This is a genomic window from Pseudomonas vlassakiae, from assembly GCF_014269035.2.
GTDB lineage: Bacteria > Pseudomonadota > Gammaproteobacteria > Pseudomonadales > Pseudomonadaceae > Aquipseudomonas > Aquipseudomonas vlassakiae.
The window spans coordinates 1-16,728 of the sequence record NZ_JABWRP020000036.1 but is presented as its reverse complement, the minus strand read 5'-3'; the positions used below and the strand labels follow the sequence as shown (position 1 = coordinate 16,728).

The window sequence follows — 16,728 nt, the reverse complement described above, 5'->3', positions numbered from 1 at the left end:
CGCGCCGCCCGCGCGGCGCATCGCGGATAAATCCGCTCCTACATCTGTTTCGGGCCAATCTCTCCAGTGCCGCCAACAGGGACCGCCTTGATGGCATGGCGATGCATCTCGGTGAAAGCCAACAGTGACCGTCTTGTTGCCATCGCGATGCAACTCGGGCACTAATGCTGCACCACATGCCTCCAGTCATGCACCAAGGCGGTCCCTGTTGGCGGCACAGGAGAGATTGGCCCGAAACAGATGTAGGAGCGGATTTATCCGCGATGCGCCGCGCGGGCGGCGCTCGATCTAACAGGCGCCGAATACCTTTCGGCGAACACCCGAAAGGACGCAACCCAATGCCCCGCCACCCCTCACTCCTCAACATTCTGATCACCACCCTGTGCCTGGTCACCGCCAGTACCGCTACCTGGGCCGACCAGCCACTGCCCACCCCCCCTGAACTGGCATCCGGCTACCGCAGTGGCCTGCAGCCGGTGCACGCCAGCCGGCACATGGTCGCGGCCGCCAACCCGCTGGCCAGCGAAGCCGGGCGGGCAATGCTGCGGGCCGGTGGCAGCGCCATCGATGCGGCGATCGCCATGCAGATGGTGCTGACCTTGGTCGAGCCGCAGTCCAGCGGCATTGGTGGCGGCGCGTTCATCCTCTATTGGGATGGCCAGCGCGTGCAGGCCTTCGACGGCCGCGAAGCTGCACCGGCAGGGGTGACGGAAAGGTTGTTCCTGCAAGCGGATGGCTCGCCCATGCCGTTTCGTGCCGCGCAGATCGGCGGGCGCTCGGTGGGCGTGCCGGGCGTGCTGCGGGCGCTGAAACTGGCCCATGACCAGCACGGCAAACTGCCGTGGAAGGACTTGTTCGCGCCGGCCATCGCCCTGGCGCGCAATGGTTTCGCGGTTTCCGAACGCCTGCATACGCTGGTGGCCGGCGACCCCTTCATTGCCCGCTCGCCGGCCATGGCACGCTACTTCCTGGATGACCGGGGCGAGCCGCTGGCGGTCGGCACGATCCTGCGTAACCCTGCACTCGCGCAGACCTTCGAACGCATTGCAGAGCAGGGCGTGGAGGCGTTCTACCGGGGGGAGATTGCCGAAGCCATGGTGGCGCAAGTGCGTCACCACGCCAATGCCGGGCAGTTGTCACTCGAGGATTTGCAGCGTTACCAGGCCAAGGAGCGCGAGCCGGTCTGTGGCCCATACAAGGCCTGGACCATCTGCGGCATGCCGCCGCCGTCGTCCGGCGGGGTGACCGTGTTGCAGACCCTGGGCATCCTCGACGCCCTGCAGCAGGCCTCGGCGCAACGCGACCTGGCCCTGCAGCCGCCACGCCAGGTGCCGTCCGTAGCAGGGCTCGAACCCACGCCGCAGGCCGTGCACCTGATGGCTGAAGCCGAGCGCCTGGCCTACGCCGACCGTGCCCGGTACCTGGCCGACAGCGATTATGTGCCGGTGCCGGTCAAGTCATTGCTCGACCCGGCCTACCTCGCCGAGCGCGCCCGGCAGGTCGGCGAATACAGCATGAAGCACGCCCGCCCGGGCACCCCGCAGGGTGCCAACCTGGCCCTGGCGCCCGACCGTTCGCCGCTGCGGATTTCCACCTCGCACCTGTCTGCCGTCGATGACCGCGGGCAGGCCCTGGCCATGACCACGTCGGTGGAGTCCGCCTTCGGTTCGCACCTGATGGTCGGTGGCTTCCTGCTGAACAACCACCTGACCGACTTTTCGTTCCTGCCTGCGGAGAATGGCAAGCCGGTGGCCAACCGGGTGCAGCCCGGCAAGCGCCCGCTGTCGGCGATGGCGCCAACGATGGTGTTCTCGCGTGCCTCCGGCGAACTGGTGGCGAGCCTCGGTTCGCCTGGCGGTTCGCAGATCATCGGCTACGTGAACAAGGCGCTGATTGGCCTGCTGGACTGGCATCTCGATCCGCAACAGGCGGCCGGCCTGCCTAACTTCGGCAGCCGCAATGCCGGCACTGAAGTGGAAGCCGGGCTGTTCAGCCCGGCGTTGATCCGCCAGTTGGCTGCGTGGGGCCATGAGGTCACGCCGATGACCATGACCAGTGGCCTGCAGATCATCCAGCGCAGCGGCCAAGGTTGGGCCGGTGGTGCCGATCCACGGCGAGAAGGTGTGGCGCTGGGCGACTAGCGCGTTGCCGGGCCAGAAGTAGCGTGGTAGAAGTCAGTCTTGTCATTCAGCCGTTGAATACCAAGATGTCCATCAGCGTTAAATCGAATAGAGCCCTGTTCGACCTCGATCTGTTGCGCGCGATTGTCGTAGTGGCCGATTGCGGCAGCTTCACCACTGCCGCTGCACGCCTGCACTCGACCCAGTCGACCATCAGCCAAAAAGTGCGCCGCCTCGAAGACATGGTTGGCCACCGCCTGTTGGTGCGCGGCAACCGTGACGTGTTGCCGACCGACGCCGGGCAGACCTTGCTCGGTTATGCCCGGCACATGCTGGCGCTGAACGACCAGATGCTCGAAGCCCTGGCTGGGGCAATGGTCGGGGTCACCGTGCGTCTGGGTGTACCCGAGGATTTTGTCGGCGGGCGCACCACCAACGCGCTGTCGGCATTCAGCCGCCTGCACCCGCAGGTCAAGCTGGAAGTCACCAGCGGCCTGTGTCGCGACCTCAGCCAGGCCTACGACAATGGCGAGCTCGACCTGGTGCTGCTCAAGCAGCGGCGCAACAGCCGCGAGGGCGTGGCCTGCTGGCCTGAGCGCCTGCAGTGGATCGACAGTGCGCGCATGCCGGCGTTCGAGCTCGACCCGGTTCCATTGGTGACCTTCCCGCCACGCGGGCTGTACCGCGAGGACATGATCAGTGCCATCGAAGGCATGGGCCGGCGCTGGCGCATCAGCTTCACCAGTTCCAGCCTCAGCGGCATCCAGGCGGCGGTGGCCGACGGCATGGGCATCAGCCTGCTGCCACCGCGAGCGGCAACCGGGGAGCACCGGGTGCTGGGGCAGGCACAAGGGTTGCCGGAGGTGGACAGCTACGAGATTGTCATCGTGCACAAGCAGACGGCGGACGTGATGGTCAAGGACCTGGCCGGGGTGATGTCGCAGCTGCTGGCCGGCGGCGGGATCTGACTCAGGCTCCAACGCTTGCACAATCCCTGTGTGTGCGGGTTCACCCGCGAAGAAGACACCGCGGTGCATGGCACCGGCCATGCCGGTGTTCGCAGGTAAACCCGCTCCCACAGGAGCATCATTGCAAATCGATGGCTACGGCATGCCCAACCACTCTGGCAGCGCCAGCGAGATGAACGGCACATAGGTCACCAGCACCAGGAACAGCAGCAAAATCGACAGCCACGGCAGCGCTGCGCGGATCGTCTGCCCCAGGGTCAGCCCGGTCACGGCCGAGGTGACGAACAGGTTCAGCCCCACCGGCGGGTGCACCAGGCCGATCTCCATGTTCACCACCATCACGATACCCAGGTGAATCGGGTCGATGCCCAGTTTCATCGCGATCGGGAAAAAGATCGGCGCCAGGATCAGGATGATCGCCGATGGCTCCATGAAGCTGCCGGCCACCAGCAGCACGATGTTGACCATGATCAGGAAGCCGATCGGCGTCAGCCCCTCGGACATCACCCACTGGGTGATCTGCTGGGGGATCTGCTCGGTGGTCAGCACATGGGCGAAAAGCATGGCGTTGGCGATGATGAACAGCAGCATGATGGTCAGCCGGCCCGACTCCAGCAGCACCTTCGGGCAGTCACGCAGGCGCATGTCCTTGTAGACGAACAGCGCGATGAACGCCGAGTACACCGCCGCCACGGCCGCCGCTTCGGTGGGGGTGAACATGCCGCTGTAGATGCCGCCGAGGATGATCACCAGCAGCAACAGGCCCCAGAATGCGCGCCGGGCGGTACTCAGCCATTCGGCGAAGCTGGCTCGCGGTTGTGCCGGCAGTTTTTTGATGCGGGCGACGATGTAGATGGTGATCATCAGGAATACGCCGAGCAGGATGCCTGGCACCACGCCGGCCATGAACAGCTTGCCCACCGAAGTCTCGGTGGCCGCCGAGTACACCACCATGACGATCGACGGTGGGATCAGGATGCCCAGGGTGCCGGCGTTGCAGATGATGCCGGCACCGAACTCGCGCGGGTAGCCGGAGCGCACCATGCCGGCCACGGCAATCGAGCCGACGGCGGCCACGGTGGCTGGCGACGACCCTGACAGCGCAGCGAACAGCATGCACGCCAGCACCGCGGCAATCGCCAGGCCGCCGCGGATATGCCCGACGCAGGCGTTGGCAAAGTCGATCAGGCGTTGGGCCACGCCACCGGTGGTCATGAACGCACCCGACAGCAGGAAGAACGGGATGGCCAGGAAGGTGTAGCTGTCGGAGGTCTCGAAGAGCTTGATCGCCAGCGAGCTGAGCGAGTCCTGGCTGAACATCAGGATCGACAGCGCCCCCGACAGGCCCAGGGCGATGGCGATCGGCACGCCGAGGAACATGAGCACGAACAGCAGCAGGAACAGGCAGATAACCGTCATCAGTGGTGCTCCTCACCGGGGTTGGCCAGCTTGCTGGCTTCGGCAGCCTCGTCGGCCAGGCCCAGGCCGTACTGGCGATGGGTGAACAGGCGGTAGAGGATTTCCAGGTAGCGGACAATCACCAGGGCGAAGCCCAACGGCACGATCAGCGCGATATGACCGACCTTGATGCCATAGCGGTCGAGGTCTTCGGCGCCGATGCCGGCCACCAGCACTGCGCTCACCCACTTGACGCTGGCCACCAGGAACAACCCGGCGTAGGCCAGGCAGCAGGCGCAGGCGACCATCGCCAGCACCCGTTGCACCGGCTTGGCGGTGCGCCGTACCAGCACGTCGACCCCCAGGTGGCCGGCGGTGCGCACGCCGTAGGCGATACCGAAGAAGATCAGCCAGCCGAACAGGGCCTTGGTCAGGGCGATGCTCCAGGTCATGTCCTGGGCATAGGCCATCAGGTGGTCGCCGATGCCGAGCAGCAGGTCGCTGGCGAAGGCCCAGTGATCACTGAGGGAGTAGAACATCGTGTAGAGGTTGTTCAGCGCCACGTAGAGGAAGGTCACCAAGGTCATGGCCGCCAGGAGGAAAGCGATCATGCCTTCCTCGAAGTGCTCCCAGACACGCCTGAGCGATTGCATAGGGGTTCTCCAGACAGAGACAGGACGGGCCACCTGCGCAGCAGGCGGCCGGGGCAGGGCGCAAGCAGGGTCAGGAGGCCTTGTTGGCGTCGTCGGCGGCCTTGATCAGCTCGGCGCCGATCTGCTCGGAGAACTTCTCCCAGACCGGGCGCATGGCCTCACGCCATTGCTGGCGTTGCTCGGCGGTGAGCGGGTCGATCTCGCTGGTCTTGGCATCGATGATCTTCTGCCGTGACGTCTGGTTGAGCGCTTCGGCCTGCTTGTTCACCTCGACGGTGACCTCGTCCATGATCGCTTGCAGCTCGCCGCGCACATCCTCAGGCAGGCTGTTCCAGAATTTGGCGTTGGTGATCACCATGTAGTCGATCAGGCCGTGGTTGGTCTCGGTGAAGAAGGGCTGCACTTCGTTGACTTTCTGGCTCTCGTAGTTCGACCAGGTGTTCTCGGTGCCATTGACGGTGCCGGTCTGCAGGCCCTGGTAGACCTCGGCGAAGCTCATCTTGCGCGGGTTGGCGCGGATCGCCTTGAACTGCTCTTCAAGCACACTGGAGGCCTGCACGCGAAATTTCAGGCCCCGGGCATCCTTGGGCAGGATCACCTTCTTGTTCGCCGACAGTTGTTTCAGGCCGTTGTGCCAATAGGCCAGGCCACGGATGCCCTTGTCTTCCATCGAGGTCAGCAGCGCCTTGCCGTGCGGGCCTTGCTGGAAGCGGTCGACGGCGGCCAGGTCATTGAACAGGAACGGCAGGTCGAAGATCTGCACCTGCTTGTTGTAGTGCTCGAACTTGGCCAGCGACGGTGCCAGCATCTGCACGTCGCCAAGCAGCAGGGCTTCCATTTCCTTGCCATCGCCGAACAGCGACGAGTTGGGGTAGACCTCGACCTTGACCTTGTCCTTGAGCTGCGGGTCGGCGGCGACCCTTTTCTGGAACATCAGCGCGCCCTGACCCTTGGGTGTACTGTCGGCCACCACGTGGGCGAACTTGATGACGATGGGGTCGGCGGCCTGGGCCAGGCCGGCCATGGACACTGCGGCGGCGCAGAACAGCGCCTGGGTCAGCTTCAACATCGGTGTCACCTCTGATTTATTGTTGTAGGAGGAGTGAGGGTAAAGATGGACCAACGGCTTGCGTGTGGAGAATCAGCATTTGTGTAAGGCAGCGTTCGGGTTTGCTTAACACCGTCACCTGTACCGGCCTCTTTATTGGCTGAGTAACCGCTGCGCCCGCAACACCACCGGCGCATCGACCATCTGCCCTTCCAGCTGGAATGCCCCGGCGCCATTGGCCGCCTTGCTCGCCGCCAGCACCCGCCGCGCCCACGCCAGCTCTTCGGCACTCGGCGCCAGCGCCGCATGAATCACCGGCACCTGCTGCGGATGAATGCACAAGGCGCCGCCATAGCCCATGTCATAGGCATGCCGCATGGCCCGCTGCAGCCCCTGCGTATCGGCGATGGCCGGGAATACCCCATCCAGCGGCGGCAGCAGGTCGGCCCCCCGCGAATGCAACTGCACCGCCATGCGTGCCTGGTCGAGAAACTGCCGGGCCGCCTCGCTCTCGGTGTTCAACCCCAGGTCCAGGGCCAGGTCGAGGCTGCCGAACGACAAGCGCTCGACGCCTTCGGCTGCGGCAATCTGTGCCAGTGCCAGCAGGCCCTTGGCGCTCTCGATGATTGGCCACACCGGCTTGCCGCCGCGCCAGGCCAGCGCGACTTGAGCCGGGTTTTCCACCTTGGGCAACAGCAGCCCGACGACCCCGCGCTGCTGCGCGCAGAAGGCCAGGTCGCTGGCGTGCTGCTGATGCTGCGGTGCATTTACCCGCACCCATACCGAGGCCTGCGGCGTGACCTGCAGGAACGCCGCCAGGTGGTCGCGGGCCTGCTGTTTCAGCGGTTCCTCGACGGCATCCTCGAAGTCGACGATCACCACATCGGCACCCGCCGCCAGCGCCTTGGCGAAACGTTCAGGCCGGCTGCCGGGCACGAACAGGGCGGAGCGTACCGCGTTCATACCACGCCTCCTGCGGCCAGGCTGGCACGCTGTTCGGCGCTCAGGCCCAGCTCGGCGAGAATGCCTGCGGTGTGCTGGCCCAGCGCCGGCACGGCGTCCATGCGTGGGGTGAAGGCGGCATTGCGCCCCGGTGGCAGCAGCGACGGCAGCTTGCCAGCCGGGCTGTCCACTTCACGCCAGCGGTCGCGGGCCTGCAGTTGCGGGTGCTGCCACACGCCGTGCATGTCGTTGACCCGGGCATTGGCAATCTGCGCGTGTTCCAGGCGCGCTACTACCTCGTCGAGCGACAGCGCGGCAAAGCGCTCGACGATGAGCTGGCGCAGCACCTCGCGGTTTTCCGAGCGCTTGAAGTTGGCGTTGAAGCGCTCATCGCTGGCCAGCGCCGGGTCGAGCAGGACTTTTTCGCAGAACAGCGCCCATTCCCGTTCGTTCTGCAGGCCGAGCATGATCGTGCCGCCACCGCCGGTGGGGAACGGCCCGTAGGGGTAGATGGTCGAGTGCGATGCGCCCGCACGCGGGGGGGGAGGCGCGCCGTTGTAGGCGTAGTACATCGGGTAGCCCATCCACTCCACCAGGCTCTCCAGCATCGATACGTCGATACGACTGCCAAGGCCGGTCTTGTCACGCAGCAGCAGCGCCGACAGCACCCCGGTGTAGGCATACATGCCGGCGGCGATGTCGGCGATCGAGCAGCCGGCCTTGGCCAGTTCCCCATCGCCGGGGCCCCCCGTCACCGACAAAAAACCGCCCTCGCTCTGGATCAGCAGGTCGTAAGCCTTCTTGTTTTCATACGGGCCGCCTGCGCCGTAGCCAGAAATGTCGCAGACGATCAGCCGTGGGAAGCGCGGGTGCAAGGTGTCGAACGACAGGCCCATGCGGGCGGCGGCGCCGGGTGCGAGGTTTTGCACGAGTACATCGGCCTTGGCCAGCAGGGCGTCGAGGATGCCGTCGGCGGCTTGCTGCTTGAGGTCGAGGGTGAGGCTTTCCTTGGAGCGGTTGGTCCACACGAAGTGCGAGGCCAGGCCGTCGACGCGTTGGTCGTAGCCACGGGCGAAGTCGCCGCTGCCAGGGCGTTCGACCTTGATCACGCGGGCGCCCAGGTCGGCCAGCTGGCGGGTGCAGAAGGGCGCGGCGATGGCATGTTCCAGGCTGACGACGGTGATGCCGTCCAGCGGGCGAGGTGCAGTTTGGGTCATGGAGTCACCTGTTCGTCATCAGTGCAGAGCGGTCAGCGAACGCGCATCGCGCAGCTGCCAGACCTGCTCGATCAGTGCCTGGCCCTGGGCGGGGCTGCGGGCACCGGAATAGGCCAGCAGGCGCTGGAACTTGGCTTCCAGCTCAGGGCGCGAAAGGGTGTTGCCGGGGTCGCCCTTGGGCTCGTCGATGCTGGCGCTGAAGCGGCGGCCATCGGTGCAGGTGACCTCGACCCGGCCCAGCCAGCGGGCCGGATAGGCGGCATCCACTTCAGGGTCCAGCTGCATCTGCACTTTGTCGCGGAAACTGGCGACCTGTGGGTCGCTCAGCGCCAGGTCGCGGAATTCGATGAGCTGTGCGCTGCCGTACACGGCGATCAGGCCGAGCACGGTGCCCATGGAAAACTTGGCCTGGTGCACGGTAGTGGGTGTGACGACCCGGCCGAGCACATCGATGGCGCCCTGGTGCACGCGGGTGACCACCGTGGCGATCTGCTCGTGGGTCAAGCCCTCGCGTTGCATCAGCTGCAGCAGAGCATCGGCGGCGGGGTGGGTATGGCGGCACGAGGCGTGGAACTTGAACGAGGTTTCCGCCAGCGCCCAGCGCGTGCCCAGGCGGTCGTTCAGGCGCGCCGGGTCGGCATCACTGGACATCCCGGCAGCCAGGCCCTGGTCACCTTCGAGAATATTGCACGCGCCGGTCAGGCCATCGGCGGTCAGGTAGGCTGCGAGCAGGCCATCGGCGGCGGCCTTGGCGGTGTGCAGCTGCTTGGAGTCGGCCGCATCGCGGAGGAACTCCCACAACCCGGCCGCCTGGGTGCCGGCGCTGCCGAGCAGGTTGATGAACTGCTCCTTGTCGAAGCCTAGCAGCTTGCCCACGCCCACGGCGGCGGCCAGGGTGCCGACGGTGGCCGTGGTGTGGAAGATGCGGTAGTGCGAACGGCCGAGGAACTCACCGATACGGATGCCCGCCTCATAGCCGGCGACGCTGGCCAGCAGCAGCTCCTGGCCGGATTTGCCGAGGTCCTGGGCCGCCGCCAGCACGGCGGAGAACACCACCGTGGCCGGGTGCAGCACCGAGCTGTTGTGCAGGTCGTCCTGCTCCACCAGGTGCGAGGCGGCGCCGTTGACCAGGGCTGCGAAGTAAGGCGATGAACTGCGCCCGCTGGTCAGCACGCGGGCGCTGCCTTGGGTGGGGCCCATGCGCTCGGCGTAACGCTCGAACAGCGGGATCGGGTGCGCACCCTGGCTGGCCAGGGCCGAGCCGAGCCAGTCGAGAAACAGCTCTTCAGTGCGCTCCAGCACATGGCCGGGGATGTGCGCGTACTGCAGGTCGGCGAGGAAGCCCGCCAGGGCTTGGGTAGCTTGCATGCGCGTGCCCTCAGAAGCTGCGTGGCAGCTCGAGCAGGTGCTCGGCCACGTAGGACAGGATCAGGTTGGTGGAAATTGGCGCCACCTGGTACAGGCGGGTTTCACGGAACTTGCGCTCGACGTCGTATTCGCAGGCAAAGCCGAAGCCGCCGTGGGTCTGCAGGCAGGCATTGGCTGCCTCCCACGAGGCTTTGGCCGCCAGGTACTTGGCCATGTTGGCGCTGGCTCCGGCGTTCTGCCCGCTGTCGTACTCGGCGCAGGCGCGCCAGCGCATCAGGTCGGCGGCCTCGATCTCGATATGGGCTTCGGCGATAGGGAATTGCACGCCCTGGTTCTGCCCGATCGGGCGGCCGAACACCACGCGGTCACGGGCGTAGGCGCTGGCCTTCTCGATGAACCAGCGGCCATCGCCGATGCACTCGGCGGCGATAAGGGTGCGCTCGGCATTGAGGCCGTCGAGGATGTAGCGGAAACCCTTGCCTTCCTCGCCGATCAGGCTGCTGGCCGGCAGTTCGAGGTTGTCGAAGAACAGCTCGTTGGTCTCGTGGTTGACCATGTTGGCGATCGGTTGCACGGTCAGGCCGTTACCGATGGCTTCGCGCAGGTCGACGAGGAAGATCGACATGCCCTCGGCCTTTTTCTGCACCTGGGGCAAGGGCGTGGTGCGCGCCAGCAGGATCATCAGGTCCGAGTGCTGGATGCGCGATATCCATACTTTCTGGCCATTGATCACGTACTTGTCGCCCTGGCGCACGGCAGTGGTCTTGATCTTGGTGGTGTCGGTACCGGTGGTGGGTTCGGTCACGCCCATCGACTGCAGGCGCAGTTCGCCGCTGGCGAGCTTGGGCAGGTAGTGGCGTTTCTGTTCTTCGCTGCCGTGGCGCAGCAGGGTGAACATGTTGTACATCTGCCCGTGCACGGTGCCGGAGTTGCCACCGCACGCGTTCACCTCTTCGAGGATCACCGACGCCTCGGCCAGGCCCAGGCCCGAGCCGCCGTACGCTTCGGGGATCATCGCCGACAGCCAGCCGGCCTCGGTCATGGCCTTGACGAAGGCTTCCGGGAAGCCTTTTTCTTCATCGATCTTGCGCCAGTAGCTGGCGTCGAACTCGGCGCACAAGGCGCGCACGCCTTCGCGGATGGCGTTGAGGTCATCGCTGTCGTACGTATGCATGGGGGGGGCCCTGTCTGGTATCAGTCGAAAAGCACGTCGGCGCTCTGCGCCACGCCCGCCGCATTGCCGGCCCACAGCTGGGCCTGGCCCGGTGCGCTGATGCGCCCGGCCACTTCGAAGGGGGTCGGTACCGTCAGCGGGCGCACGCCGCGGTAGGCAAAATGGCGCACGTGCTTGCCAGGGTTGGCGCGGATGAACGCACGCAGGTTCAAGGTGGCGATCATCGGGCCGTGCACGACCAGGCCGGCGTAGCCTTCGGTTTCAGTGACGTAGGGGAAGTCGTAGTGGATGCGGTGGCCGTTGAAGGTCACGGCGGAGTAACGGAACAGCAGCGTCGGCGTCGGCGTGACTGTTTCGCTCCAGTCGGCCGGCGCGTCGGCCGGAGCGCTGTCGAGCTTGGGCGGGTTGGGCTCGCGGTAGACGATGTCCTGCTCTTCGCGCACGCACAGCTGGCCGTGTTGCGAGTAGTCGTGGCGCACGGTGACGAACAGCAGCGCGCCGGTACGGCCGTGCTTCTCCTCGATGTGCAGGATGGTCGACAGGCGATGGGCTTCGGCGCCCACCTTGAGCGGGGCGATGAACTCGACCCGGCCCCCTGCCCACATGCGGTTACGGTTGTCGGCCGGAGGCAGGAAGCCGCCGCGTGCCGGGTGGCCGTCCGCGCCCAGTTGCGATTCGGCCACTGGCTCCTGGAAGAAGCACCACATCCACAGCGGTGGCAGCGGTTGGCCGACGGCGGGGGCGGTTTCGCCGAAGGTGGCAGCGATGCGCTTGATCAGGTTGCGGCTGAGCTCATCGACGGCCTCTTCCGTGCGGCCGATCCAGGCACTGTAGTCGATGGGCGGGTGGGAAGCAGTCATAACCAGGGGCCTCTGCATTTGTTGTTATGGGCCGATCATGCGAGGCGCCCGGCATTCTGTGAATTTGCATTTGTGTAAGGCAGCGTTCATGTATGCTGAACGCCTTCGCCTCGACCGGAGCTCCCCATGCATTTCGACCTGGCAGACCTGCGGCTCTTCATCCATATCGGCGAATCGCCGAGCCTGACCCAGGGCGCACGCCGGGCGTTTCTTTCGCCGGCCGCTGCCAGTGCGCGGATCAAGGCGCTGGAGGCGCAGCTTGATACACGCCTGCTGTACCGCGACAGTCGCGGTGTCGAGTTGACCCCGGCGGGGCACAAGCTGCTGATGCATGCGCGCCTGATCATGCGCCAGGTCGACTACCTGAAAGCCGAGTTCACCCAGTTCGGCACCGACCTTGCCGGGCATATCCGCATCTTCGCCAACACCACTGCGGTCACCGAGTTCTTGCCCGAAGTGCTGGCCGGCTTCTTGGCCAAGCGCCCTGGCGTGACGGTCGACCTGCAGGAGCGCCTGTCGCGGGACATCGTGCGCGGTGTGCTCGATGGCAGCAGTGACATGGGCATCATCGCCGGGCCGGTGGAGGCCAGCGGCTTGCAGGTGATGCACTTCAGCACCGACCGCCTGGTGCTGATCGTCCCGGCGGGTCATGAGCTGGCAGGTCGCAAGCGGGTGACGCTTAAGCAGACCCTGGACTTCCAGCACATCGGCCTGCACGACGGCAGCACCTTGCTGAGCTTCCTGCGGGACCATGTGGAGCGCATGGGGTTGAACCTGTCGCTGCGTATCCAGCTGTCGAGCTTCGAGGCGATCTGCCGGCTGGTGGAGGCAGGGGTAGGCATCGGCATCATCCCCGAGTCGGCAGCGCTGCGGCACAGCCAGACCATGGAGCTGGTGACCATCAGCCTGGATGAACCCTGGGCGGTGCGTGAGCGCAGCATCCTGGTGCGTGAGCTGGAGGCGTTGCCGGGGACGGTGCGGGCGTTGATTGCGACGTTGATGCCAGCGGCTTGATACGTCCGGGAGCATGCTGAGGCCACATCAGAAGAAGCTGCGCTGGGCTTTCAGGGTGACCATGCTTTCGCAGTAGGTGTTGATGCCGGCATAGGCGTCGCAGCCGCTGCCGCTGAGGTCGGAGTTGCTGTAGATAAGGTTCAGGTCGATGCCTAGCCAGGGCCGCGACAGCTCCAGCGACCAATCGGAAAAGCCGTTGACATGGCTGCCGTCGCCGATCGTAAAGGGCGTGCCCAGGCGGTGGTGGGCGAGCTTGACGCTCAGGTCGACATCGAACAACGGCAACTGGCCGAAGTCGGCGAACAGCGTGCCGGTGCGGTTGCCCGGGTTGTCTCGCCAGGCGCCGCCGAAACGGCTCCCCAATACCGAAATACCGCCGTACAGGGCATAGCTGTCAGGGCCGGCGATGCTCGGCTGGCTGTAGTGGATCAGGCCCACTTCATAGCCCAGGGTACTGTCGAAGTGGTGTTTATAGCCGGTGTAGCTGTCCAGGCGCAGGGTGGAGTCGGGGGTCACGCCCATGCTCGGCGCGTACTGGCCGAGGTACCAGCCGCTAGGGTGGCTGAGGTCGAGGCCGCCGTGGAAGGCGCCCACCGCACTCGGCGAAATCAGCCCTTGGGCCATGCTGCGTGAGGGCGTGGTGCCGAGCTTGAAGTCGAAGTCGCCCAATTGGCGCTGAATCTGTTGAGCGTGCAGTGGCGGGCTCGAGAGAAGGGCAACAGTCAGCAAGAGAAGGGGCCTGGTCATGGTCACCGTCCTGGAAGGCTTGCTCTTGAGCGGTCGAGGATACCTGCGTTGGTCGCCAGGAGGCTACCGGCGGTGGCCATTTCTCGACCATTGGTCAAGGGCAGCTCAAACCCCGAGCGGTTCGGCGATCTCGATCAGATTCAGGTCAGGGTCACGGACGTACACCGAGCGGATCGGGCCGGTTGCGCCAGTGCGTGCAACGGGGCCTTCGATGATGGGCCATTGCACCTGCTGCAGGTGAGCGATCACCTGGTCCAGGGCGACCTTGCTGATGAAGCACAGGTCAAGCGCGCCAGGTACCGGCAGATGCGCCTTGGGCTCGAACTCATGACCGCGTACATGGATATTGATTTTCTGCTTGCCGTAGCGCAGCGCCAGCCGGTCATTGCCGAAGGTTTCCAGCTGCATGCCCAAGACGCGCGTGTAGAAATCGGTGCAGGCTTCGACATTGGTGGTGGTGAGGACCAGGTGGTCCAGGTGATCGATCATTGGCCAGCCTCGGTGTCAGGGACTGAAGGCGATCAGTCCGGGCAAGGCCATGATAGAGCGCTGAGCCGGCCTTTCAACTCAGCCTTTGATTCCAGGCTGAACTTCGGCAACTTCGGTGATCGCTTGCGAGCTGGCGGAGCGCTCGATGACGCGCTTGCGCAGTTCGTACTCGTCCAGCGACAGGCCCTGGCGCTGGATGGATTCCAGTTGCAGCTGGCGGGTTTCCTCGGCGGTGTAAGGGCGCAGTTCCGGGTGGCTGGCGCAACCGGTGAGCACGGCGATCGCGGTGGCGGTGAGGGTAGCGAGCAGCAGGCGGGCCGTGGTGTTCATCGGGGAAGCTCCAGGATTCGGGCGGTGGGAATCGATGGGGCTAGGTTATTGATTGATGGCGATGGGTAGAAATTGGCGTTGTCGATAGTGACTATTGAGGTTGCTGCAAGTCCTTCGCCTTGATGCTTTCTCAGGGATTTTTTGGATGCCGAAGCTTGCGAGAAGACTGTGGGAACTGACATGTCGTGGCATGGGCCGCATAGCTGCCCTATCCATATGGGGCGCCGGCATCCACGGCAGTTTTGCCGTGGATTGGACGGGTGCGGGAATGGCCGACGGGGGACCCCAGCTTTTACCGTTGTTTTTTGGGGGAGGTGGGGGCGGTGCGGGACTCCAAATCCATTTCGGCGGGCCATTGGACTTTGGGGGCACGTTGATCGAAAGGGTTGGAATGAATGCCCTCGTTCCAGTCCCAAGGTGAGTGGACGAAATCGGGAAGTGCTTCGGGCCCCTGCTGCATGAATAGCCTCACGATTGCCCAATATTGCTCACCCACTTCTATACTGTCAGCGAAGAGCACGCGATCTATTACTTCGTTTGTACCAGGCATGCAAATTGATATCATGACTTTCTCCATTAACCCGCCATACCCCATGGGTGCATACAGGCGGTAGGCTTCGGCGGTAAGGTCATCCCAGTTGTAAACAACGGGTTTTATGCCCCAGCGCTTGATGCTGAATGGATGAAATAAATCAGTTCTATATTGGTAGAAATAGACCTTTCGGCGTTTCCTGTTAAAGCGGATCGGCTCATCGCGAGGTTGTTCGATATCCATGCGGATATGAGGAACTAAAAGCATGATTGTCGTTATGTTGGCAGCTAAAAAAAGCGCTATGAATTCCAAGTCGACTCGGGTTGCTACAAAAAAATTATAGTATATTGCCGCTGCTGTTATGCATGTCGTTGCTATTAATGTTATGGCTCCTGTTATCAGGGAGAAGCCCCTGAGCTTCATAGGCGGTCTGGGTATTTCAATGGCAATCTCGTCGACATGATTCGGCGGTGGATTCAAATTGGCTATGCCTGGTTTCACGACGCTAGGAGCGTGAGTGGCAGGTAGGTCATATTTCCAGCCAACGGCACGATGGGGTTCGCTCATTATGCCTCCCCCTGAACTGCAATTTCGGCATACGCATTCGCTATGTTTCGGTCTGGCCAATAAGCTATGAGTAGTGTAGCCGCCGTGATGTTATGGTTTCCAATGTCTGAAGTCAGTTCAATGGTCCCGTTGAAATGCACAGAGTGGTATTCGTCTCCGTTTTGAATGATTTTGCGACGGCTCTTTTTGATTGACAAAGAGTCTGCTAGGTAATCAGGCGTTGTGGAGACTTTAGAAGTTGTCATCGAGGAAAATCTAGCGGTTCTGGTTTTCTGGAATGGTGGCGAGAAGCGGTCATCTACGATTACCTCTCCGCCGACGTAGTCGGGCGCCATGCCATCGCCATATCGATGAATTACGAGTATCCAATGATATCCGGAGGTTGCTTCGGAATAGTGTGGAAGTGTGAATTGAAATTTCAGGCTGCGTTTTATTTCCAGGTTAACAAGTCCGCCTATTTTTGAACTGATTGCATTATCTGCTCGTTCAGCTTTGAACACTAGCCCGCCGTCCAGTTCCAAGGTGGCTGCATTTAACTCGGCAAGCGCGATGTCAGCATGGGTTGGTGAACTCCAATGAATGCGAGGTAATTCGTTGGCGATTCCGAAGTAGCAACGGTTAGCCCATTGTTCCAGTCGCGTTGACTCCTTCTTCTCAGCCCATTTGATAATCATGTATGTGATAGTGCTTATAATTATTGTGGTGCCTAGCGCTCCAATTAACAGCGGGCTGAATACAGCTCGAATTGCACTGGCAACTCCGCCAATGGCCAAGGCTGCAGCGAACCCGTATCCAAGAGCAGCTTTACCATCTCCATCATCGTATTTGCGTTTTGCAGCCATCATCAAATAAATAGATTCGAAGATGCCTGCGGCAGCGCTGATCGTGGCCCCGAATCTGGCAATGGTGCGGCCAACAGTGATGCTGTTAGGTGAGCTCGTTTTGTGGGGCATAAGTAGCCCTATTAATTCTATGCTGTTGCCAGCGATGCCAATGCTGGAGCCATAAAATGCCACTAAGGCTTCAGGGGACTTCGAACCAATCTCTTCTTCTGCTTTCTTCAGGTTCTTGCCAAGGCTGTCGCTCGTCAAATAAAGCCCTCCCAGCGAAAGCAGCAACTCCCAGCCTTTTCCCGTTCCCCGTATCCCGCTAAAGCTGTCGCGGACCAATTGCGATGCTTGGCCCGCACTGATCTTCATGCCATTCAGTGTTTTCCGCGCATCAAGTTCCAGCGTTCCCGCCGCAACCGTAATGTCCACCAACGCCATCTTCGCTGCATCATTCAATTGGTTGACGTTGAG

The 16,728-nt window shown here is 63.3% G+C and carries 15 protein-coding genes and 1 pseudogene; 3 read left to right on the top strand and 13 right to left on the bottom strand.

Annotated elements, in window-relative coordinates:
- Positions 1–338: 338 nt before the first annotated feature.
- Both ggt and HU738_RS25565 read left to right on the top strand, forming a co-directional pair.
- Positions 339–2,141, top strand: coding sequence for a gamma-glutamyltransferase (gene ggt / locus HU738_RS25570; RefSeq protein ID WP_186604948.1), 1,803 nt, complete (start codon positions 339–341; stop codon positions 2,139–2,141).
- Between the two features lie 65 nt (positions 2,142–2,206).
- Complete coding sequence (locus HU738_RS25565) at positions 2,207–3,088, top strand: LysR substrate-binding domain-containing protein (protein WP_176509941.1); 882 nt, start codon at positions 2,207–2,209, stop codon at positions 3,086–3,088.
- 135 nt (positions 3,089–3,223) lie between these two features.
- On the opposite strand, the gene dctM is transcribed toward HU738_RS25565, so the two are convergent.
- From dctM to HU738_RS25525, 8 genes are all read right to left on the bottom strand, one after another.
- On the bottom strand, positions 3,224–4,507 hold the full coding sequence (gene dctM / locus HU738_RS25560; protein WP_176509942.1) for a C4-dicarboxylate TRAP transporter large permease protein DctM: 1,284 nt from the start codon (positions 4,505–4,507) through the stop codon (positions 3,224–3,226).
- Complete coding sequence (locus HU738_RS25555; RefSeq protein ID WP_186604950.1) at positions 4,507–5,139, bottom strand: TRAP transporter small permease; 633 nt, start codon at positions 5,137–5,139, stop codon at positions 4,507–4,509. Before HU738_RS25555 ends, dctM begins: the two co-directional genes overlap by 1 nt.
- A 70-nt stretch (positions 5,140–5,209) precedes the next feature.
- Entirely contained in the window at positions 5,210–6,208 is a 999-nt protein-coding gene (locus tag HU738_RS25550; RefSeq protein WP_186604953.1) for a TRAP transporter substrate-binding protein, read from the bottom strand.
- A 132-nt stretch (positions 6,209–6,340) separates the two neighbouring features.
- Positions 6,341–7,150, bottom strand: a complete 810-nt coding sequence (locus HU738_RS25545) for an HpcH/HpaI aldolase/citrate lyase family protein (protein ID WP_186604955.1) — start codon at positions 7,148–7,150, stop codon at positions 6,341–6,343.
- Positions 7,147–8,346 (bottom strand): CaiB/BaiF CoA transferase family protein, encoded by a 1,200-nt coding sequence (locus HU738_RS25540; RefSeq protein ID WP_186604957.1) that lies wholly within the window; start codon positions 8,344–8,346, stop codon positions 7,147–7,149. Before HU738_RS25540 ends, HU738_RS25545 begins: the two co-directional genes overlap by 4 nt.
- An 18-nt stretch (positions 8,347–8,364) precedes the next feature.
- Complete coding sequence (locus HU738_RS25535) at positions 8,365–9,714, bottom strand: MmgE/PrpD family protein (protein WP_186604959.1); 1,350 nt, start codon at positions 9,712–9,714, stop codon at positions 8,365–8,367.
- Between the two features lie 10 nt (positions 9,715–9,724).
- Positions 9,725–10,888: an acyl-CoA dehydrogenase family protein gene (locus tag HU738_RS25530; protein ID WP_186604961.1), complete on the bottom strand. Its 1,164-nt coding sequence runs from the start codon at positions 10,886–10,888 to the stop codon at positions 9,725–9,727.
- 20 nt (positions 10,889–10,908) lie between these two features.
- The gene (locus tag HU738_RS25525) at positions 10,909–11,748 is read right to left on the bottom strand and encodes an HTD2 family dehydratase (RefSeq protein ID WP_186604963.1); all 840 of its coding nucleotides are present in this window, start codon (positions 11,746–11,748) and stop codon (positions 10,909–10,911) included.
- Positions 11,749–11,874: 126 nt separating this feature from the next.
- Here HU738_RS25525 and HU738_RS25520 point away from each other — a divergent pair, with 126 nt between their 5' ends.
- Complete coding sequence (locus HU738_RS25520) at positions 11,875–12,762, top strand: LysR family transcriptional regulator (protein ID WP_186604965.1); 888 nt, start codon at positions 11,875–11,877, stop codon at positions 12,760–12,762.
- A gap of 27 nt (positions 12,763–12,789) precedes the next feature.
- On the opposite strand, the gene HU738_RS25515 is transcribed toward HU738_RS25520, so the two are convergent.
- The 5 genes and pseudogenes from HU738_RS25515 to HU738_RS25495 form a co-directional block, all read right to left on the bottom strand.
- The gene (locus HU738_RS25515; RefSeq protein WP_186604967.1) at positions 12,790–13,509 is read right to left on the bottom strand and encodes a TorF family putative porin; all 720 of its coding nucleotides are present in this window, start codon (positions 13,507–13,509) and stop codon (positions 12,790–12,792) included.
- Between the two features lie 105 nt (positions 13,510–13,614).
- Positions 13,615–13,998 carry a VOC family protein gene (locus HU738_RS25510; RefSeq protein ID WP_176510242.1) on the bottom strand — a complete coding sequence of 128 codons (384 nt, stop codon included), beginning with the start codon at positions 13,996–13,998 and terminating at the stop codon, positions 13,615–13,617.
- Between the two features lie 78 nt (positions 13,999–14,076).
- Positions 14,077–14,328, bottom strand: a complete 252-nt coding sequence (locus tag HU738_RS25505; protein ID WP_186604969.1) for a hypothetical protein — start codon at positions 14,326–14,328, stop codon at positions 14,077–14,079.
- Positions 14,329–14,620: 292 nt separating this feature from the next.
- Entirely contained in the window at positions 14,621–15,427 is an 807-nt protein-coding gene (locus HU738_RS26090) for a DUF6708 domain-containing protein (protein ID WP_225923537.1), read from the bottom strand.
- Positions 15,427–16,728, bottom strand: a pseudogene (locus HU738_RS25495) (hypothetical protein); the annotation flags it as partial. The pseudogene HU738_RS25495 and the gene HU738_RS26090, both read right to left, overlap by 1 nt.